The organism is Metabacillus indicus (assembly GCF_046603695.1).
Taxonomy (GTDB): domain Bacteria; phylum Bacillota; class Bacilli; order Bacillales; family Bacillaceae; genus Bacillus_P; species Bacillus_P indicus.
The window spans coordinates 2,861,491-2,878,599 of sequence record NZ_CP176757.1 but is presented as its reverse complement, the minus strand read 5'-3'; the positions used below and the strand labels follow the sequence as shown (position 1 = coordinate 2,878,599).

25 protein-coding genes are annotated in these 17,109 nt (G+C 44.1%); 18 read left to right on the top strand and 7 right to left on the bottom strand.

The genetic code is table 11. The annotated features are described in order from the left end of the window. The first annotated feature begins 17 nt into the window (after positions 1 to 17). Positions 18 to 707, top strand: coding sequence for a DUF1510 family protein (locus tag ACK1LH_RS14840; protein ID WP_029566747.1), 690 nt, complete (start codon positions 18 to 20; stop codon positions 705 to 707). Positions 708 to 735: 28 nt separating this feature from the next. On the opposite strand, the gene ACK1LH_RS14835 is transcribed toward ACK1LH_RS14840, so the two are convergent. Beyond that, positions 736 to 936, bottom strand: a complete 201-nt coding sequence (locus ACK1LH_RS14835) for a DUF2536 family protein (protein WP_029279492.1) — start codon at positions 934 to 936, stop codon at positions 736 to 738. Between the two features lie 492 nt (positions 937 to 1,428). Here ACK1LH_RS14835 and ACK1LH_RS14830 point away from each other — a divergent pair, with 492 nt between their 5' ends. The 5 genes from ACK1LH_RS14830 (at position 1,429) to ACK1LH_RS14810 (ending at position 5,299) form a co-directional block, all read left to right on the top strand. Next, positions 1,429 to 2,070, top strand: coding sequence for a class I SAM-dependent methyltransferase (locus ACK1LH_RS14830; protein ID WP_411333484.1), 642 nt, complete (start codon positions 1,429 to 1,431; stop codon positions 2,068 to 2,070). Positions 2,071 to 2,132: 62 nt separating this feature from the next. Next, positions 2,133 to 2,831, top strand: a complete 699-nt coding sequence (mtnN, locus tag ACK1LH_RS14825) for a 5'-methylthioadenosine/S-adenosylhomocysteine nucleosidase (RefSeq protein WP_029566745.1) — start codon at positions 2,133 to 2,135, stop codon at positions 2,829 to 2,831. 82 nt (positions 2,832 to 2,913) lie between these two features. Beyond that, on the top strand, positions 2,914 to 3,837 hold the full coding sequence (locus ACK1LH_RS14820; protein ID WP_411333483.1) for a PLP-dependent cysteine synthase family protein: 924 nt from the start codon (positions 2,914 to 2,916) through the stop codon (positions 3,835 to 3,837). Position 3,838: 1 nt separating this feature from the next. After that, positions 3,839 to 4,972: a bifunctional cystathionine gamma-lyase/homocysteine desulfhydrase gene (locus ACK1LH_RS14815; RefSeq protein WP_203288187.1), complete on the top strand. Its 1,134-nt coding sequence runs from the start codon at positions 3,839 to 3,841 to the stop codon at positions 4,970 to 4,972. An 87-nt stretch (positions 4,973 to 5,059) separates the two neighbouring features. Next, complete coding sequence (locus ACK1LH_RS14810; RefSeq protein ID WP_029566742.1) at positions 5,060 to 5,299, top strand: YrhC family protein; 240 nt, start codon at positions 5,060 to 5,062, stop codon at positions 5,297 to 5,299. Between the two features lie 47 nt (positions 5,300 to 5,346). On the opposite strand, the gene ACK1LH_RS14805 is transcribed toward ACK1LH_RS14810, so the two are convergent. Continuing rightward, positions 5,347 to 6,093: an SGNH/GDSL hydrolase family protein gene (locus tag ACK1LH_RS14805; RefSeq protein ID WP_029279502.1), complete on the bottom strand. Its 747-nt coding sequence runs from the start codon at positions 6,091 to 6,093 to the stop codon at positions 5,347 to 5,349. Between the two features lie 237 nt (positions 6,094 to 6,330). Between ACK1LH_RS14805 and sigK the strand changes: the two genes are divergently transcribed. Then, positions 6,331 to 7,071, top strand: a complete 741-nt coding sequence (sigK, locus tag ACK1LH_RS14800; protein WP_029279504.1) for an RNA polymerase sporulation sigma factor SigK — start codon at positions 6,331 to 6,333, stop codon at positions 7,069 to 7,071. A 172-nt stretch (positions 7,072 to 7,243) separates the two neighbouring features. Here sigK and ACK1LH_RS14795 read toward each other — a convergent pair whose 3' ends face one another. Both ACK1LH_RS14795 and ACK1LH_RS14790 read right to left on the bottom strand, forming a co-directional pair. Then, on the bottom strand, positions 7,244 to 7,384 hold the full coding sequence (locus tag ACK1LH_RS14795; protein WP_081414169.1) for a YrzI family small protein: 141 nt from the start codon (positions 7,382 to 7,384) through the stop codon (positions 7,244 to 7,246). Positions 7,385 to 7,426: 42 nt separating this feature from the next. Further along, on the bottom strand, positions 7,427 to 7,567 hold the full coding sequence (locus ACK1LH_RS14790; RefSeq protein WP_081414168.1) for a YrzI family small protein: 141 nt from the start codon (positions 7,565 to 7,567) through the stop codon (positions 7,427 to 7,429). Positions 7,568 to 8,160: 593 nt separating this feature from the next. Between ACK1LH_RS14790 and ACK1LH_RS14785 the strand changes: the two genes are divergently transcribed. Continuing rightward, entirely contained in the window at positions 8,161 to 8,328 is a 168-nt protein-coding gene (locus tag ACK1LH_RS14785) for a hypothetical protein (protein ID WP_168713771.1), read from the top strand. A gap of 30 nt (positions 8,329 to 8,358) precedes the next feature. Here ACK1LH_RS14785 and pssA read toward each other — a convergent pair whose 3' ends face one another. Further along, complete coding sequence (gene pssA / locus ACK1LH_RS14780) at positions 8,359 to 8,898, bottom strand: CDP-diacylglycerol--serine O-phosphatidyltransferase (RefSeq protein WP_029279506.1); 540 nt, start codon at positions 8,896 to 8,898, stop codon at positions 8,359 to 8,361. 423 nt (positions 8,899 to 9,321) lie between these two features. Beyond that, complete coding sequence (locus tag ACK1LH_RS14775) at positions 9,322 to 9,462, bottom strand: sporulation histidine kinase inhibitor Sda (protein WP_029279508.1); 141 nt, start codon at positions 9,460 to 9,462, stop codon at positions 9,322 to 9,324. 380 nt (positions 9,463 to 9,842) lie between these two features. Here ACK1LH_RS14775 and ACK1LH_RS14770 point away from each other — a divergent pair, with 380 nt between their 5' ends. The 8 genes from ACK1LH_RS14770 to ACK1LH_RS14735 are packed head-to-tail and all read left to right on the top strand — an operon-like array spanning position 9,843 to position 14,870. Further along, positions 9,843 to 10,358, top strand: coding sequence for a YqeG family HAD IIIA-type phosphatase (locus ACK1LH_RS14770; RefSeq protein WP_029279510.1), 516 nt, complete (start codon positions 9,843 to 9,845; stop codon positions 10,356 to 10,358). A gap of 2 nt (positions 10,359 to 10,360) precedes the next feature. After that, a complete protein-coding gene (gene yqeH, locus ACK1LH_RS14765; protein WP_029279512.1) occupies positions 10,361 to 11,467 on the top strand; it encodes a ribosome biogenesis GTPase YqeH in 1,107 nt (368 codons plus the stop codon). A 15-nt stretch (positions 11,468 to 11,482) separates the two neighbouring features. Next, on the top strand, positions 11,483 to 12,325 hold the full coding sequence (gene aroE, locus ACK1LH_RS14760; RefSeq protein WP_411333481.1) for a shikimate dehydrogenase: 843 nt from the start codon (positions 11,483 to 11,485) through the stop codon (positions 12,323 to 12,325). Continuing rightward, positions 12,319 to 12,612: a ribosome assembly RNA-binding protein YhbY gene (gene yhbY, locus ACK1LH_RS14755; RefSeq protein WP_029279516.1), complete on the top strand. Its 294-nt coding sequence runs from the start codon at positions 12,319 to 12,321 to the stop codon at positions 12,610 to 12,612. Before aroE ends, yhbY begins: the two co-directional genes overlap by 7 nt. A 15-nt stretch (positions 12,613 to 12,627) precedes the next feature. Beyond that, positions 12,628 to 13,197 (top strand): nicotinate-nucleotide adenylyltransferase, encoded by a 570-nt coding sequence (locus ACK1LH_RS14750; protein ID WP_029279518.1) that lies wholly within the window; start codon positions 12,628 to 12,630, stop codon positions 13,195 to 13,197. Next, a complete protein-coding gene (gene yqeK, locus ACK1LH_RS14745) occupies positions 13,187 to 13,765 on the top strand; it encodes a bis(5'-nucleosyl)-tetraphosphatase (symmetrical) YqeK (RefSeq protein ID WP_282032978.1) in 579 nt (192 codons plus the stop codon). Before ACK1LH_RS14750 ends, yqeK begins: the two co-directional genes overlap by 11 nt. A gap of 23 nt (positions 13,766 to 13,788) precedes the next feature. Beyond that, positions 13,789 to 14,118 carry a ribosome silencing factor gene (gene rsfS / locus ACK1LH_RS14740; RefSeq protein ID WP_029279522.1) on the top strand — a complete coding sequence of 110 codons (330 nt, stop codon included), beginning with the start codon at positions 13,789 to 13,791 and terminating at the stop codon, positions 14,116 to 14,118. After that, positions 14,115 to 14,870 carry a class I SAM-dependent DNA methyltransferase gene (locus ACK1LH_RS14735; protein WP_411333479.1) on the top strand — a complete coding sequence of 252 codons (756 nt, stop codon included), beginning with the start codon at positions 14,115 to 14,117 and terminating at the stop codon, positions 14,868 to 14,870. The genes rsfS and ACK1LH_RS14735 overlap by 4 nt, the downstream gene beginning before the upstream one ends. 82 nt (positions 14,871 to 14,952) lie before the next feature. Here the strand turns inward: ACK1LH_RS14735 and comER are convergent, their stop codons facing one another. After that, positions 14,953 to 15,777: a late competence protein ComER gene (gene comER, locus ACK1LH_RS14730; protein WP_342823569.1), complete on the bottom strand. Its 825-nt coding sequence runs from the start codon at positions 15,775 to 15,777 to the stop codon at positions 14,953 to 14,955. An 85-nt stretch (positions 15,778 to 15,862) separates the two neighbouring features. Between comER and ACK1LH_RS14725 the strand changes: the two genes are divergently transcribed. Then, complete coding sequence (locus ACK1LH_RS14725) at positions 15,863 to 16,492, top strand: helix-hairpin-helix domain-containing protein (protein WP_411333478.1); 630 nt, start codon at positions 15,863 to 15,865, stop codon at positions 16,490 to 16,492. Positions 16,493 to 16,560: 68 nt separating this feature from the next. Further along, the gene (locus ACK1LH_RS14720) at positions 16,561 to 17,109 is read left to right on the top strand and encodes a ComE operon protein 2 (RefSeq protein WP_029566739.1); all 549 of its coding nucleotides are present in this window, start codon (positions 16,561 to 16,563) and stop codon (positions 17,107 to 17,109) included.

Here is a 17,109-nt window from a genome sequence, read left to right as displayed (position 1 = left end):
AGGGATAAAGGAGTGTAATGCACTTGAGCAATCTAAGTAAAGGATCACGCTTTGAAAACCGTGATAAACGCCGGAAAGCAAATGTTGTCCTGAACATTTTAATTGGGATTGTAGCCATTTTAATTCTTGTCATTGGGTCACAGCTGCTGCTTGGCGGAAATGACAGCGAAAAGGCGTCAGAAAAAGCAAACGAAGAGACGGCATCAGGTACCGTCAAGAATGATGAGAATAAAGGACAACAAGATAAAGAAAAAGCTGAAGCGTCTGAAGAAAACAGCGAAGAAAACAGCACAGAAGATGCAGATGAAGCAGAAAAAGAAGAAACGGCCGAAGAAAACGGCGAAGAAAATGAAGAAGCCGGAGAACCTGTCGTAACAGAAGGCGATCCGAATTCAAACGTAGATCAGATTATTGAAAATCCAGGCTGGAAGCCGGTCGGAACTTCACAATCTGAGCCCCACGTTGCCCAATATGACAAAAGCTCACAGGACTGGGCTGAAATGATCCAGGCCATGAGCTATGCTACTGGACTGAGCGAATCGGATATGACCATCTGGTTTATCGGGAACAACGGCAGTCCGAATGATGCAAAAGGAACCATTTCTTCAAAAGACAAAACACAAAATTACAAAGTAGAGATTACCTGGGTTGAAAACGAAGGCTGGAAGCCGGTCAGAGTCGAAAAACTGAAACAGCCTGAAAATTAACAAAAGGTGAGACACTCGTCTCACCTTTTTACTTTGCCTTAAAATGCACCGCCGCGCTGTAGAACCGTCTTCCTTCTTCACTTACATGCATCTGGTGGGAAACCGAATGCACCTCAAGCAGAATCGCTTTATTGATCTCAATCTGCTCACTGATCTTCTTCTCAAGATCTGCAAGCTTCTCCGACTCGAAAAATTCCACTTTATCTTTGATGAACTCCAGTTTAAACATACTATATGCCTCCAAATGTATTATTTTCTTTGTTTATAAACGTTATTTAAAGTTCTAAGCTAAGGGATTGCAGCGGAAGGAACTTGACTCCTTGTCCAGCTGCAGCGCCCAACTCCTCTGTCAGAACAAAATCCCCCAAAAAGTCAAAACCGGACTTTTCGGGAGATTTCTTATCTGACTGCCGGAGCAAAACGGGCGCTTCCGCTTTTCTAGGGCATGAAGAGGGCACTGAAGATCCCGCAAGCGCAGCGAGGAAGCTTCAGGCACTCCCCGCGGAAAGCAAGTTCCTGGAGCGGAAAGGAACGTGTACTACTTAACTTCTGGCATTCCGGCAAACCAGCTTTTCTATAGAATATCGCATAAAATACTCTTCTGGAAAGTCTTTTCATTGCCTGTTAAACAAACCATGTGGTAAATTAAGAACAGTTCTATTTTTAAATCATAGTATACACATAGGAATTATTTAAATTATCATCGAAGGATTGGTGCATGATGGGAAGAGAATTTGTAGAACTATTTGAAGATTGGGCTCACTCGTATGATTCGACAGTAGTCGGACATGATGAAGAATATAAAGAAGTGTTCAGCGGCTACAGCGCCATTCTTGAAGCTGTAGCATCCAAATCTGGTAAATTCGTCCTTGAATTCGGAGTCGGAACCGGCAACCTGACAGCAGAACTGCTGAATAAAGGAAAGCAGGTCTACGGAATCGAACCATCGAAGACGATGAGAGAAAAAGCAGCTGAAAAGCTTGGAAACAAGGCTCAGATCAGCGACGGTGATTTTCTCACCTTCCCTGTTCCAAAAGGGGAAATAGACACGGTTGTTAGTACGTATGCGTTTCATCATTTAACAGATGAAGAAAAAGAGAAAGCTGTCGCAATTTATGCCCGTCTTCTCGGCAAAGGTGGTAAAATAGTGTTTGCTGACACAATGTTTGAAGATCAGGAGGCTTACGTGGCCATGATCGAAAAAGCAAAAAAACAGCACTACTTAAACTTGGCAGCCGACCTTGAAACAGAATATTACACGACACATTCAGTCATGCGCGGCATCCTTGAAAAACATTCATTCACTGCCGACTTCACGCAGCTCAACGAATTTGTGTGGCTGATAGAAGCCGTAAAAAAATAATACCGACCGCGTTTCAGGCTGATGCCGGCCAAAAACCCCTTTTGAAAGGAATGGAACAATAAATGAAAGCAGCCATCATTGGAGCAATGGAAGAAGAAGTTTCTATTTTAAGAGATCAGCTTGAACATGCAAAAACCGAAACTATCGCAGGAAGCGAATTTACAACTGGAACATACAGCGGGATGGACGTCATCCTGCTGAAATCAGGAATTGGGAAAGTGAATGCTTCAGTAAGCACCGCAATCCTGCTTGACCGCTTCAAACCTGATGTGGTCATTAACACAGGTTCAGCAGGAGGTTTTCATCATTCCCTGAATGTTGGAGACGTCGTCATTTCTACAGAGGTGAGACATCACGATGTAGATGTGACGGCATTTAACTACGAATACGGTCAAGTGCCAGGCATGCCGGCCGCTTTCCTTCCGGATGAAAAGCTCGTTGCAATTGCTGCCGAGCAGGCTCAGGCACAGGAAGGAATTCAGGTTGTGAAAGGTCTGATTGCCACCGGTGATTCGTTTATGAATGATCCTGAAAGAGTCGCATACATCCGAACAAAATTTGAAGACCTATACGCAGTTGAGATGGAGGCTGCGGCCATAGCTCAGACTGCCCATCAATTCGGCGTACCGTTTGTCATCATCCGCTCTTTGTCTGATATTGCAGGAAAAGAATCGGATGTATCATTCGAACAATACTTGGAAACAGCTGCAAAAAATTCCGCAGAGCTTGTTTTAAGCATTGTCCGTGCATTAAAAAGCTAAAAACAGAGGGGATCGCAATGATCCTCTTTTTTAAGGATAACAGGATAAGAGTGCAGACATTCTTATCACAGGAGTGGACAGAATGAAAGTCGTAAAAGGCATTGAAGAACTGATCGGCAGAACGCCTCTGATGGAATTGACCCAGTTTCCGCTTCCAAACGGCGTGCGCCTTTTTGCAAAACTGGAGTTTATGAATCCGGGCGGGAGCATTAAAGACCGTCTTGGCGCTGAACTGATAGATGAAGCATTACGAACAGGCAAGGTGAAAAAAGGCGGAACGATTATTGAACCGAATGCTGGCAATACGGGCATCGGGCTTGCGCTTGCCGCAATCAGCAGGAACGTAAAAGTGATTGTTTGCGTCCCCGAAAAGTTCAGCATGGAAAAACAGGATCTCATGAGGGCGCTCGGGGCAGAAGTTGTCAATACCCCGACAGCAGATGGAATGAAGGGCGCCATCAAGAAAGCTCAGGAGCTTAGTGAGCAAATACCCGGATCCTACTGCCCTCAGCAGTTTGGGAATCCTGCAAATCCGCTCACGTACTATAAAACGCTTGGACCTGAGCTGTGGGAGCAGCTCGATGGGAAAATTGATGTGTTTCTCGCAGGGGCAGGAACCGGCGGAACGTTTATGGGAACGGCGCAGTATTTAAAAGAGGTAAACCCCGGTGTGAAAACCGTCATAGTAGAACCTGAAGGATCAATTTTGAACGGCGGAGAATCCGGACCGCACAAAACAGAGGGAATCGGAATGGAATTCCTCCCGGGTTATATGGATGAAACGTATTTTGACAGTATTCATACAGTCATGGACACGGACGCGTTTAAAAGAGTGAAAGAGCTTGCCGTGAAAGAGGGTCTGTTAGTCGGAAGCTCAGCAGGTGCAGCAATGCATGCAGCCCTTCTTGAGGCAGAAAAAGCGGCCCCGGGCTCACACATAGTGACCATCTTTGCTGACAGCAGTGAACGGTATTTAAGCAAAAAGATTTACGAAGGAGGAATCTAGCATGAAACAGAAAACGAAAATGATTCACGGGGGCATTGTCGGAGACCCGCACACAGGAGCGGTATCAACACCTATTTATCAGGTAAGCACCTATAAACAGGACGGAGTCGGCAATCATAAAGGATTCGAGTATTCCCGCACAGGAAACCCTACCCGCCATGCTTTGGAAGAGCTGATCAAGGATCTTGAGGGAGGTCATGCAGGCTTTGCATTTGGTTCCGGCATGGCTGCCATAACAGGCGTCATGATGCTGTTCAACAGCGGAGATCATGTGATCCTGACTGATGATGTTTACGGCGGAACATACCGTGTGATGACAAAGGTTCTGAACCGTATGGGCATTGATTCTACTTTCGTTGACACAAGCGACCTCTCTACAATTGAAGCTGCAGTAAAAGAAAACACGAAAGCCCTGTTCATTGAAACACCGACAAATCCGCTTCTTAAAATTACGGACGTCGAAGCGGCAGCGGCACTTGCGAAAAAACACGGACTGCTGACGATCGTAGACAACACGTTCAGCACGCCCTACTGGCAAACCCCGCTTTCAATGGGAGCTGACATCGTCCTGCACAGCGCAACAAAGTACATTGGCGGACACAGTGACGTAGTCGGCGGCCTTGTAGTAGTCAGGTCTGAAAAACTGGCAGAAGAACTACACTTTGTTCAGAACTCTACAGGTGGAGTACTTGGTCCCCAGGATTCATGGCTTCTGATGCGCGGCATTAAAACACTCGCTCTCCGTATGGAAGCACATGAGAAGAATACGGCAGCCATCGTTGATTTTCTAGTGGAGCATCCGGCAGTTGAAAAAGTATTCTACCCGGGCCTTGCAAATCATCCTAATCATGAAATTGCGAAAAAGCAGTCAGGCGGATTCGGCGGAATGGTTTCGTTTGATGTCGGCAGCGAAGAAAAGGCGGAAGAAGTGCTTTCAAAAGTAAAATACTTTACTTTGGCAGAGAGTCTTGGCGCAGTTGAAAGCCTGATTTCAGTTCCGGCTAAAATGACGCATGCATCCATTCCGGCAGAGCGCCGAAGAGAGCTTGGCATCACAGATGGCCTGGTCCGGATTTCAGTGGGCATTGAAGATGCGGAGGACCTTGTTGAAGATCTGAAACATGCATTAAACTAATTCCTCTGCTGCCTGTATTTGCCTGCATCATTGCCTGCTCTGATATGTTAAGGTTTTTATAGACACATATTCAGGCAGGTGATTGGTTTGAATACAAAACAGATGAAGCATTTAATGACAGACTTTAAGAGATATGCTTTTGTCCTTCTTGCAGTCAGTGTATTTCTATATATCGGCATGCTCGTCCCTGCAAAGGGCGGGGAGCCTGGCGACATTCAGGAATACGCGATGATGGGCACAACTGGACTTTTTCTTATAGGGGCCTTTTACTGCTTTAAACGTTCTCTGGCATACAAGAAACGGCTGGATGAGCAGGATCAGGCATAGTCTTCTACTATAAACAAAGAACCCGTTCTTATCTGAACGGGTTCTTTTTATTGGTTAAGCACCTTGCTCTTTAAGATGGATTCATAGATCAGCTTTGCTCCATGCGGAGTCATATGATTTCCGGATGGGTCAATAATTCCTGCTTTAAGCAGCAGTTCATCAGAGTCGCCTCCGGCAGCCTGCACCATGGTCGTCCAGTTGTCAATTAAGGTGATGTCATTTTTAAACGCAATTTCGCGGGTAATGTCATTATAGGAATTATGCCAGTTCCGTGCCCCGTCTGTATGGGAATAGAGTTTTTTCGGATATCTCGTGTAGTAAAGCTTGTCATGGCCGTTTCCTTCAACTATAGGAAGGCATGTCATCAGAACGGGTTTTCCGCCGTTCTTTTTAATCTCATTTACATAGTAAAGCAGATTTTCCCTGAAGCGGCTGTGTGTGACTTTTGGCTGCCCGTTTGGCAGAATCACAGCATCATTCGTTCCAAACATGATGAAAACAAGATCGGGTTTTGTGTTCAGCACATCCCGTCTAAACCGTTTTCTTGCATCCTCAGTCGTTTCTCCTCCTACTCCTGCATTATGAATGAACGTCTGTCCATCGTTTACAGGGAGAGTGGATTTGACGAGGTTTACCCATTTATCTGTATCCTGATAATTTCGGATGGTCCAGTTTGCTCCGCGCGTGTTGCTGTCGCCAAAGGCAACAATGGTATATCTATCTGATCGGTTTCCGCAGCTGATCAGCAGCAGAAAAAACAAAAGAAAAGCAGCGAGAGACAAGTATTTTTTCAAAAAAAACAACCTCCAACATAAGATGGCCAAGGGCTTGACAGCACCAGCATTCATTATTGATGAAAAAGAAGGAAGAATCAATAGAGTTTTCAAAAATGTCATAATGTATGCGCTTCATTTTTGGTGAAAAACTGGAAGGACTTCCGCAATCTTTCGTAGTACAGACACTTTCACACCCTTCCGGACATAGACTTGATTATAGGCAGCTGCCTACAATCTGTTCGTGGAGGTGGGTCAATGTCAGGAGTTTTAGCTGCATTAGGATACTTATTAAAAGAGCTGGTCTTTTTAGTATCTTATGTCAAAAACAATGCCTTCCCTCAGCCATTGTCAGCAAGCGAAGAAAAAAAATACTTAAGGCTGATGGCAACAGGGGATGAGCATGCCCGTAATATGCTGATCGAGCACAATCTGCGGCTGGTGGCGCACATCGTCAAGAAATTTGAAAATACCGGCGAGGACTCGGAGGACCTTATTTCAATCGGCACGATTGGTCTGATAAAAGCAATTGAAAGCTATTCAGAAGGCAAGGGCACAAAGCTCGCTACGTACGCGGCAAGATGTATTGAAAATGAAATCCTCATGCATCTGAGGGCATTAAAGAAAACCAAAAAGGACGTCTCCCTTCATGATCCGATCGGCCAGGATAAAGAGGGGAACGAAATCAGCCTGATTGACGTGCTGAAATCAGAGTCAGAAGACGTCATCGATACGATTCAGCTGAACATGGAACTAGAAAAAGTAAAAGAATTTATCGATATTCTGGATGAACGGGAGAAAGAAGTCATTGTAGGCAGATTCGGCCTTGACCTGCAAAAAGAGAAAACGCAGCGGGAAATCGCAAAGGAGCTGGGCATCTCAAGGAGTTACGTGTCGAGGATCGAAAAGAGGGCACTCATGAAAATGTTCCATGAATTTTACAGGGCGGAAAAGGAAAAAAAGGGCCAGCAGAAGGGCCGGCAAAAGGGGAAGGGATGAAAAAAGCGAAGATCTTTTAAAAAGATCTTCGCTTTTTTATGTTGGTATATGTCAGGTTTCGGCCGGCTCCGCTTTTCTAGCCGGTATCCTTCTCCACATTAAGGTGCATTCTGAGTTTCATTTGAATCATCATTTTCGCTCTCTCCTTTCGTTTTTTAAGTATGGTGGGGTGTTAGTTTCCGTTATACATTTGGAAGCATTTGTTCATCATGGCTTCATAAGATTTGTAGACTTGTTCTTCGTGGTGGATCTCTTCGATTGATTTTTTTCTGCGTTCGATTGTCAGGCTTACAAACAATAGGTTGATCGTCATATCGTTTCACCTCCTGTTTTTCTTTGTTGTTTTTTTTGTTCATTAGATGCCGTTATACATTTGGAAGCATTTATTCTGCATGGCTTCGTATGATTTGAAAACTTGTTCTTCGTGCTGCACTTGTTCAAGCGTCTGTTTTCTGCGGTTGATTGTAAGTGATACAAATAATAGGTTGATCGTCATTTTTTCTCACCTCCTTTAAATGGTTAAAACCAATTTTAATATTGATTGCAGTGCAGCCGTTCCCTTTCGCTCCAGGAACTTGCTTTCCGCGGGGAGTGCCTGAAGCTTCCTCGCTGCGCTTGCGGGATCTTCAGTGCCCTCTTCATCCCGCAGGAGTCAAGTTCCTTCCGCTGCAATCCACTGGAGAGGCTGTTCAAAATCCCCAGAGAACACAAAAACGCCACAGGGCATACCTGTGGCGTGTCGCGTTTTATAAAAATGGACATAAAAACGCCGCAGGAGAATGCTACTCAACCTGCGGCGGTAAGGACAATAGGATAATTACCGTTTACCAGTTCGGCCGAATAGACGTATATTCAATTGAGCTGCATTCCATTGTGCTGACACTGACATGATTGACATTTGATTCGACCTCCCTTTTCGTAGTTTTGATTACAATGGTAATTATATCCACGAAAGGATAAATTGTAAACCCTTTTTTTGAAAAATAGGCAATATTTATTAAATGAGCTGACAATCTATGGCTATAGCCTATACCAATTAGTTGAGTGTCACATAATTTAGAGGGAACAGTTTAAAAGGAGGTCTTACTCATGCGCTCTTGCACACCATTCTACGGACCGCCTGCACCATATCCTTATCCTTATCCCTATGCACCTTACGCGGGCTTTGGCTATTGGTACGCTTTTATTGTCGTATTGCTGATCCTGCTGCTTGTTTTAGGAGGAGGCTATTACTACAATAACTATTGCTGCAAATAGCCAAAAAAAACACCTCGGCTGAGGTGTTTTTTACATTTTGCGGATTCTGAAGGATGAGATCATACAAAAAGAAAGAATCATCAGAAGGAACATATAGGAATGCACCGGCATGAAGTCTTTCCATAAATAACTGAGGGTGGCGATGCATCCGGCTGCCGTTATTGGCAGTCCGCTGAAAAATCCGCAGTTATCTGTAATGTTAAATCTGGCAAGTCTGAAAGCACCGCATCCTATAAATAAAACGGCGAAAAAAGCTCCCGGCGCCCCGAGCTCAAAAAGAATTCCTTTATAAATAAGTAGTGCCGGAGCAACACCAAATGATATAATATCACTCATTGAATCCAATTGTTTGCCGAGTTCGGACTCGATGTTGAATTTTCTGGCAACCATTCCGTCAAACCTGTCAGCAAGAGCAGCAAGAAAAATAAGCAGAAGACTCAGCTTCAGCACGTCGTTAAGAGTATAGATAATGGCGAAGCCGCCCAGTCCAAGATTCACAAGGGTCAGCATGTTGGCGGTATTTGCTTTTATTTTTTTTAATGTGGCATCGATATAGCCTGCTAAAAACATAATGGCACTTCCTTAAATAGCATAAATGACCTATTCAGGCCTACTTTTATTCTATGCATGATATTGACAGTAGTAAAGATATTTTTTTGGAGGATGAACATTTATAACAATAATTTTCCAATGATTTCTTTATAAATAAGCATAAAAAAAGAAGCATGAACATTTGATGATAACCCAAATCATGTGATTCGTCCAGGTTAATCATCAATCCATGTTAAGCCAGGCGCTGTTTATAAATACGATTGAATTGACTCATGCTAAGGAAAGGATGAAAAAGGAGAGGAGCTGGCTTATTTTTTGGACCGGCTGCTGTTCTCCTTTTTGAAAAGAATAAAGCGGCATTTGCAGAGTCTCGGGGAGAGGTTAAGGTTTTCGCGGGATTAGCTGATAAGCGCAAAAGAAGAGAGCTTCACGTTTTAAAAGTCAGCTCGAAGCTTTTAAAACGTGAGTCAATGACCGGCGTTTGATCTCTTTTTTGATCAGTTCTATAAAATCTTCGCTCAGCTGCATTTCTGTCGCTTTATAGTAGGATTCAATGAGCAGTTCATCGGAAAGTTTTCTCATAGGATCGCCGGCTTGCCGGCTTGCACCTCCATTATGGAAATAATGTTCTATAAAGTAAGCACCATGCATATACTTTTATGTTATTTTCTTCTAGTAAATCCAATCTAACACGAAATATAAAATAGAACAATCGTTCTGTTATCCACAGAAGAAAGTGGATAAGCTGTTAATATCTTGTTTATAATCCTATCAGCAGAGGAATCTATATGAGTGAACAATGTGAATAGACTTATCCACAGAACGGAAGGCCGAACATTTTGTCGAAAAATTTACCGGATTTCTTCTGAATTTCTGCAGAATGCCAAGTTTCTTTTGAAAGAAAGATTAAAATCAGATATGATGTAGTTTGGCTAAAAAATGTCCGATGAGGTGTTTATAGAATGTTGAAATTATTTCTGCCGGGAGAGTACGTGAAGAATATTTATGAAATCTCTCCACAGGCATTAAAAGACAGAGGAGTAAAAGGCATCATCACCGACCTTGACAACACCCTGGTAGAATGGGACCGTCCAAGTGCCACTCCGAAGCTTATTGAATGGTTCAAAGATGTAAAAGAACATGGCATCAAGGTTACCATTGTTTCTAATAATGTAGAAAAACGGGTGCGCTCTTTCTCAGATCCCCTTCAAATTCCTTTCATCTATAAAGCAAGAAAACCGATGGGCAAAGCATTCCGCAGAGCTCTGAAAAACATGGAGCTTGATAAAAAGGATGTTGTTGTGATTGGCGATCAGCTGCTGACAGATGTCCTTGGCGGCAACCGCAACGGTTTTCATACGATTTTAGTCGTGCCTGTTGCATCTACTGACGGTTTTGTAACGAGACTTAACCGCAAAATTGAAAGAAGAATTCTTGCTGTTCTGAAAAGAAAAGGCTTGATTCAGTGGGAGGATTAAACGTGACAGAGGAACAATTTGTCTGCATCGGCTGCGGTGTAAAAATACAGACAGAACATCCGGACGAGCTTGGATATGCACCGGAGAGCGCTTTACAAAAGGAACAGATCATTTGCCAAAGGTGCTTCCGCCTAAAAAACTATAATGAAATTCAGGATGTTTCCCTGACAGATGATGACTTTCTGAAAATCCTTCACAGTATCGGCGACACGAACGCACTTGTGGTGAAGATCGTTGATATCTTTGACTTTAACGGCAGCTGGCTGAGCGGCCTTCAGCGTTTTGTCGGAGGCAACCCGATTCTGCTTGTCGGAAATAAAGCGGATATTCTCCCAAAGTCGGTCAAGAGACAAAAATTGACCAACTGGATGAAACGGGAAGCTAAGGAACTCGGCTTAAACGCTGTGGATGTATTTCTGATCAGCTCTGCAAGAGGCCAGGGCATTCCGGAAGTCACTGAAGCGATTGAAGAATACCGGAACGGACAGGATGTCTATGTCGTCGGCTGCACAAATGTCGGCAAGTCCACCTTCATCAACCGCATTATTAAAGAAGTGACGGGTGAAAAAGATGTGATTACCACATCGCATTTTCCTGGTACAACGCTCGATCTTATTGAAATTCCGCTTGATGACGGATCAGCTTTATATGATACTCCGGGTATTATTAACCACCATCAGATGGCCCATTTCGTCGATAAAAAAGACTTAAAACTGCTGTCTCCAAAAAAAGAGATCAAGCCAAAGGTTTTTCAGCTGAACGAGTCTCAGACTCTATTCTTTGGCGGTCTTGCCCGTCTTGACTACGTGAGCGGCGGAAGAACGTCTCTTACGTGCTATGTGCCTGCAGAAATTACGATTCACCGCACAAAGCTTGAAAATGCAGACGAGCTGTATGAACGCCATGCAGGAGACATGCTGACTCCGCCAAGAAAAGACCAGCTCGGAAGCTTCCCGGAACTGACAGCTCATGAATTTACAATTAAGGATGATAAGACTGACATTGTCTTTTCCGGACTTGGATGGGTAACTGTCAATGAAGGAAACAAAAAAGTAACGGCTTACGCGCCTAAAGGCGTAAATGTTACATTAAGATCATCCTTAATTTAACGGGGAGAGATTCTTTTGAACAAAGTATACGGTCTTATAGGATGTCCGGTCGGACACTCGATGTCGCCGCTTATTCACAATGATCAGCTTCAGCATAAGAAAATAAGTGCGGCCTATCATGCTTTTCATGTGGAAAAAGAACACCTTAAAGCTGCGGTTGAAGGTGCAAGAGCGCTTGGCATTGCCGGATTCAACGTGACCATTCCTCATAAAATTTCCATTATCCCTTTTTTGGATGAACTTGATCAAAGCGCAGAGCTGCTTGGCGCTGTTAATACCGTTTTGAATAAAGAGGGCAGATTGATCGGGTATAATACAGATGGACAGGGATATTTGGCATCACTGAAGCAGCTGATGGAAAAGCCACTGCATGAGCAGAGGTATTTGATTATCGGTGCTGGAGGGGCTGCCAGGGCCATTTTTTACACACTCGCATCAGAGGGCGCATCAGCCATTGATCTTGCCAACCGGACGCCTGAAAAAGCTCGCATGCTTATGGAGGAGTGTCCGCATAAGGTCGATGGAAACGTCTTTTCATTAAGCGAGGCGGAATCTCTTTTATCTGATTATGATGTCATCATCCAGACAACGGCCATCGGCATGCATCCAAATGAAACAGAAAAGCCCTTTGCGGCAAGCAATATCCGAAGAGGGACGATTGTAAGCGACATCGTGTACAATCCGGTAAAAACCGCTTTTCTGACAGAAGCGGAAAAAGCAGGTGCGAAAATCCTGAACGGGGTTGGCATGTTTGTTTATCAAGCGGCCCTTTCATTTGAAATATGGACCGGTGAAAAACCGGATACTGCAAGAATGAGTAAGCTCGTATTTGCACAATTAGGAGGAAATTCATGTTAACAGGAAAACAAAAACGCTTTTTGCGTTCAGAAGCTCACCATTTGAACCCGATTTTTCAAGTAGGAAAAGGCGGGGTCAATGACAATATGATTCAGCAAATCGCAGATGTGCTTGAAGCGAGAGAATTAATAAAAGTAAGTGTGCTGCAAAACTGCGAAGAAGACAGAGATACAGTTGCAGCAGCCCTTTCAAAAGGCGCAAGAGCTGAACTTGTGCAGGTAATCGGCAATACGATTGTTCTTTACAAAGAGTCTAGAGAGAACAAGCAGCTGAAGCTGCCCAGATAACAAGGAGGCTGAAGGATGAAGAAGATTGGGATATTTGGAGGGACATTCGATCCTCCTCATTTTGGACATTTAATTATGGCAAATGAAGTTCTAAGTGCTCTTCACCTTCACGAAATCTGGTTCATGCCGAACCAGAACCCTCCCCATAAAGACTCAGAAGAAATTTCAGACAGCCTTCACCGCATGCATATGCTCAGGCTGTGTACAGAAAAGAAGCCGGAATTTAAGGTTCAGAGTATTGAGTTTGAGCGGGTCGGGCCTTCTTATACGTATGACACGGTCGTTCTTTTGAAGGAACAATACCCTGACTGCTCGTTTTATTTTATCATTGGCGCGGATATGATCGAATATTTGCCGAAGTGGCATAATATAGACATGCTTACTGAACTTGTTCAATTTGTCGGGGTGAAACGGGAAGGTTATCAAACAGAGACAGACTATCCTGTCTGTGAAGTCACTGCTCCGATTATTGAGATTTCTTCCACAATGATCAGGGAACGGTTCAGGCAGCAGCAGTCAGCGGATTTTCTGCTGCCTCAAGAAGTGATAGGATATATAGAGGAGAATCATTTATATGAATCGTGATCAGGCACTTGCTATTGTAAAAGAACAATTGACAGAACACAGATACGTTCATACAATCGGCGTGATGGAAACGGCGATCGAGCTCGCTGACAGATACGGGGGAGACCTCAAAAAAGCAGAAACAGCTGCTATTTTTCACGATTATGCAAAGTTCCGCAGCAAGGAAGAAATGAAGCAGATCATTACGGAGCAGAAGATGGCACCTGATCTGCTGATTCACAGTCCTGAGCTGTGGCATGCTCCTGTCGGGGCGTACCTTGTGAAAAAGGAAGCGGGGATAGAGGACGCAGAAATCCTTGATGCAATCCGTTACCATACCTCAGGCAGAGAAAATATGACCCTGCTCGATAAAATCATTTATGTGGCAGATTACATCGAGCCTGGAAGAATTTTTCCCGGTGCCGAGGAAGTGCGCAAAATCGCTGAAACCGATTTGAATCAGGCGCTGATGGCATCGATGAAAAATACGATCCTGTTTTTGCTGAAAAAAAATCAGCCCATCTATCCGCAGACTCTGCAATCATATAATTATTTAGTGTTTGAAAAAAAAGGAGGAACAAGCTATTGACTGGTAAAGAAACATTGGAAATCATGGCAAAAGCAGCAGATGACAAAAGAGGGGAAGATATTGTTGCCCTTAAAATGGAAGGAATCTCATTAATTGCGGATTACTTTCTGATTTGTCACGGGAATTCAGACAAACAGGTTCAGGCCATCGCAAGAGAGATGAAAGATCAGGCAGGCGAAAAAGGGATTAACGTGAAACGTCTGGAAGGCTTCGATGAAGCACGCTGGGTCTTGATTGATATGGGAGATGTTGTCGCTCATGTTTTCCATAAAGAAGAGCGGGGTTACTATAAGCTTGAAAAGCTATGGGGAGATGCTCCGCATGAGAATCTGGAGAATGTTCTCACTCCATGATTTATAAAGGGTTCGCCGAAATTTACGATGAATTGATGAAAGACGTCCCATACGGACAGTGGACAGATCTGCTCCATGAGAGAATGATGAGATTTGGAAACGGGGGCAGCCGCATCCTTGATTTAGGCTGCGGAACAGGGGAAATATCCATCAGGCTGAACCAAAAGGGATACGCTGTTACCGGCATGGACATCAGTGAAGAGATGCTTTCAGTCGCTTATCAGAAGACAGCAGAACTGGGTCTCAGCATCCAGTATCTTCAGCATGATATGCGGGAAAAAAGCGATCTTAATCAATCATTTGACGGTGTTTTTATCTGCTGTGATTCCCTGAATTATCTGCAGTCAAAAGAAGATGTCCAAAGTACCCTCAAAGCATCCTTTGACCAGCTGGCTGAAGGCGGTCTGCTTATTTTTGATGTGCACTCATTATATAAAATTCATGAAATCTTTAATGGCGCAACTTTTGCAGGAAATGATGAGGACGTAAGCTTTATTTGGAACAGCTTCCTGGGCGATGAGCCCGGCAGCATCGAGCACGATTTATCCTTCTTTGTAAAGCGTGATTCGCTTTATGAGCGTTTCGATGAATTCCATATTCAAAGAACCTACTCCATTGACTGCTATAAAGATATGATTGCGGCTGCAGGGCTGGAACTGCTTGAGATAAGTGCGGATTTTTCGGAGGATCAGCCTGAAGAAGAATCCGAGAGAATCTTTTTTACAGCGCGAAAGAACGGGTTACTGGGTTAACACTAAAAAACCATCATTTTTTTGATGGTTTTTTTTCGTATGGAGAAGGAATAGAAGGCTGCTTGAAGAATGATTAGTATAGTCACTCATATCTCCCGAACTGTTCTCCCACTTCTCTCAGATCCTGATCAAATTTTTTATGGGTCCTCTGAAACAGGTGTTCAAAGACATCGCCCAGTTCAGATTCCATCACACTGATTCCCTCTCCCGTAACACCGCCTTTTACACACACCTTCTCCTGAAGGGTTGGCAGTGTATACCTCTCGCTTTCAAGCAATTTCCCGAGACCGACGACCATTTCACTGGTAAGCTGGACCGCCTGATTTTTTGTGATGTCTGTTTCCCTGACAGCTGCATCAATAAACCTCTGAAGCAGATAACTGAAGAATGCCGGCCCGCAGCTTACAATATCTGAGGAGACACGTGTAATTTGATCGTCAATTGTAAATGGATGAGAGATGGTCTGGAAGAGCTCTTCAATTTTCTTTCGCATATCCCCGCTGCATCTTCCGAACGTCAGCAGTGAAACGCCTGACAATGCCCGGTTTGTAATACTCGGTATCACACGGGCAACCTGACAGCTGACAACCGACTGCAGCTGCTCGACACTGATTGGGCTAGTAATGGAAATAATGCATTGATCATGCCGGAGATAGGGTGACAATTTCAGCAGCAGGGGGTGAATATCAAGCGGCTTGACGCATATAAAAATAAGCTCAGCTTGCCGAGCAATTTCTTCGGGCGTTAAATACAGGTTCAGTTTAGGATGCTCTTTTCTCAGGTTTGCCGCTTTTTCAAAGGTCCGGTTTGTAATATGAATGTCTGAGGGCTTAAGTGCATGAGATTCAATAAACGCTTCAATCAGAATCTTCCCCATATTGCCTGTTCCAATAAAACCTGCGTTCAATGTGTCATCCCCTCCTTTTATCATACTTACTCCTACACTTTATGAAATCTGTTTCCCATTTATGAATACAACTAAGGAGCTGAAAATGAAATTACTTAAAAAATATAAAATCGCTGTTCTGATTGCCGCTGCAGCTGCTTTTCTGTTTATTTATCAATCTCAGGAGCAAGATTCAGGGGGCGGGAAGGCAGAATTGCTTGATGAAGAGGCTGTATTAATGGAACCCGAGCCTCCAGAAACCACGACCGATCAAAGTGCGGAAGGTCAGCTGGAGGAGCTCATTGTGGATGTGAAGGGTGAAGTGAAAGCGCCCGGCGTTTATGAGATGAAGCCTGGAGAAAGATACCATCATGTCATTGATGCTGCCGGGGGACTTACTGAACAGGCGGATGCTGCACAGATTAACCTTGCAGCACTGCTTGAAGACGGTATGGTGGTCCAGGTTCCGAAGATTGGAGAAGTCCCGAATGAACTCACTCAGCAGCCTGCAGGGGCAAATGCTTCTGGCGCGGGAGGAGAGAAAGTGGTAAACCTGAATAAGGCGTCATCTGAGGAACTGCAGACCCTTACAGGGATAGGCCCGGCAAAAGCAGAAGCCATTATTGCCTACAGGGAGGAAGCAGGCGGTTTTAAAGCCGTTGAAGATCTTATGAATGTTTCAGGGATCGGAGAAAAGTCGTTTGAAAAAGTGAAAGACAGTATTTCAGTAAAATGAATTGACTGCGTTTTAGAACTATCAGTACACTAGAAGAAGATCATGCACTTTTACAAATGGGGGATAATATGAACAGAATTTCCTGGAATCAGTATTTTATGGCCCAGAGCCACTTGCTCGCATTAAGAAGCACGTGCACGCGGCTTGCAGTAGGAGCGACCATTGTAAGAGACAAGAGGATTATAGCAGGCGGATACAACGGCTCCATTGCCGGAGGGGTTCACTGCATAGATGAAGGCTGCTACGTCATCGACAATCATTGTGTAAGAACTATCCACGCTGAAATGAATGCGCTGCTTCAATGTGCAAAATTCGGCGTTCCGGCGGCGGGAGCAGAAATATACGTGACCCACTTTCCCTGCCTGCAGTGCTGCAAAGCTCTCATTCAAAGCGGCATAAAGAAAGTTTATTATGCAAAAAGCTATAGGAATCACCCTTATGCCATCGAATTATTTGAACAGGCGGGAGTTGCAGTAGAGCAGGTGGAAGGCGAGACGGATTCACTTGAAGCGGAGCAAAGAGAGTTCGTAGAAGAACTTCTCAGGCATGTAAGTGCTGAAGATTCGGATGCGCGCGACATGCTCATAAAAAAAGCAGACAAGCTTTTTAAAAGGTGA

Coding starts and splice junctions, on each gene's coding strand:
- ACK1LH_RS14750 (WP_029279518.1), top strand. CDS start 12,628: ATGAAGAAGATTGGGATATTTGGAGGGACATTCGATCCTCCTCATTTT.
- ACK1LH_RS14725 (WP_411333478.1), top strand. CDS start 15,863: ATGAAATTACTTAAAAAATATAAAATCGCTGTTCTGATTGCCGCTGCA.
- ACK1LH_RS14720 (WP_029566739.1), top strand. CDS start 16,561: ATGAACAGAATTTCCTGGAATCAGTATTTTATGGCCCAGAGCCACTTG.
- ACK1LH_RS14830 (WP_411333484.1), top strand. CDS start 1,429: ATGGGAAGAGAATTTGTAGAACTATTTGAAGATTGGGCTCACTCGTAT.
- pssA (WP_029279506.1), bottom strand. CDS start 8,898: ATGTTTTTAGCAGGCTATATCGATGCCACATTAAAAAAAATAAAAGCA.
- ACK1LH_RS14770 (WP_029279510.1), top strand. CDS start 9,843: ATGTTGAAATTATTTCTGCCGGGAGAGTACGTGAAGAATATTTATGAA.
- rsfS (WP_029279522.1), top strand. CDS start 13,789: ATGGCAAAAGCAGCAGATGACAAAAGAGGGGAAGATATTGTTGCCCTT.
- ACK1LH_RS14840 (WP_029566747.1), top strand. CDS start 18: ATGCACTTGAGCAATCTAAGTAAAGGATCACGCTTTGAAAACCGTGAT.
- ACK1LH_RS14775 (WP_029279508.1), bottom strand. CDS start 9,462: ATGAGAAAACTTTCCGATGAACTGCTCATTGAATCCTACTATAAAGCG.
- ACK1LH_RS14815 (WP_203288187.1), top strand. CDS start 3,839: ATGAAACAGAAAACGAAAATGATTCACGGGGGCATTGTCGGAGACCCG.
- yqeK (WP_282032978.1), top strand. CDS start 13,187: ATGAATCGTGATCAGGCACTTGCTATTGTAAAAGAACAATTGACAGAA.
- ACK1LH_RS14790 (WP_081414168.1), bottom strand. CDS start 7,567: ATGACGATCAACCTATTATTTGTATCACTTACAATCAACCGCAGAAAA.
- ACK1LH_RS14795 (WP_081414169.1), bottom strand. CDS start 7,384: ATGACGATCAACCTATTGTTTGTAAGCCTGACAATCGAACGCAGAAAA.
- yhbY (WP_029279516.1), top strand. CDS start 12,319: ATGTTAACAGGAAAACAAAAACGCTTTTTGCGTTCAGAAGCTCACCAT.
- mtnN (WP_029566745.1), top strand. CDS start 2,133: ATGAAAGCAGCCATCATTGGAGCAATGGAAGAAGAAGTTTCTATTTTA.
- ACK1LH_RS14735 (WP_411333479.1), top strand. CDS start 14,115: ATGATTTATAAAGGGTTCGCCGAAATTTACGATGAATTGATGAAAGAC.
- sigK (WP_029279504.1), top strand. CDS start 6,331: ATGTCAGGAGTTTTAGCTGCATTAGGATACTTATTAAAAGAGCTGGTC.
- ACK1LH_RS14835 (WP_029279492.1), bottom strand. CDS start 936: ATGTTTAAACTGGAGTTCATCAAAGATAAAGTGGAATTTTTCGAGTCG.
- ACK1LH_RS14820 (WP_411333483.1), top strand. CDS start 2,914: ATGAAAGTCGTAAAAGGCATTGAAGAACTGATCGGCAGAACGCCTCTG.
- ACK1LH_RS14785 (WP_168713771.1), top strand. CDS start 8,161: ATGCGCTCTTGCACACCATTCTACGGACCGCCTGCACCATATCCTTAT.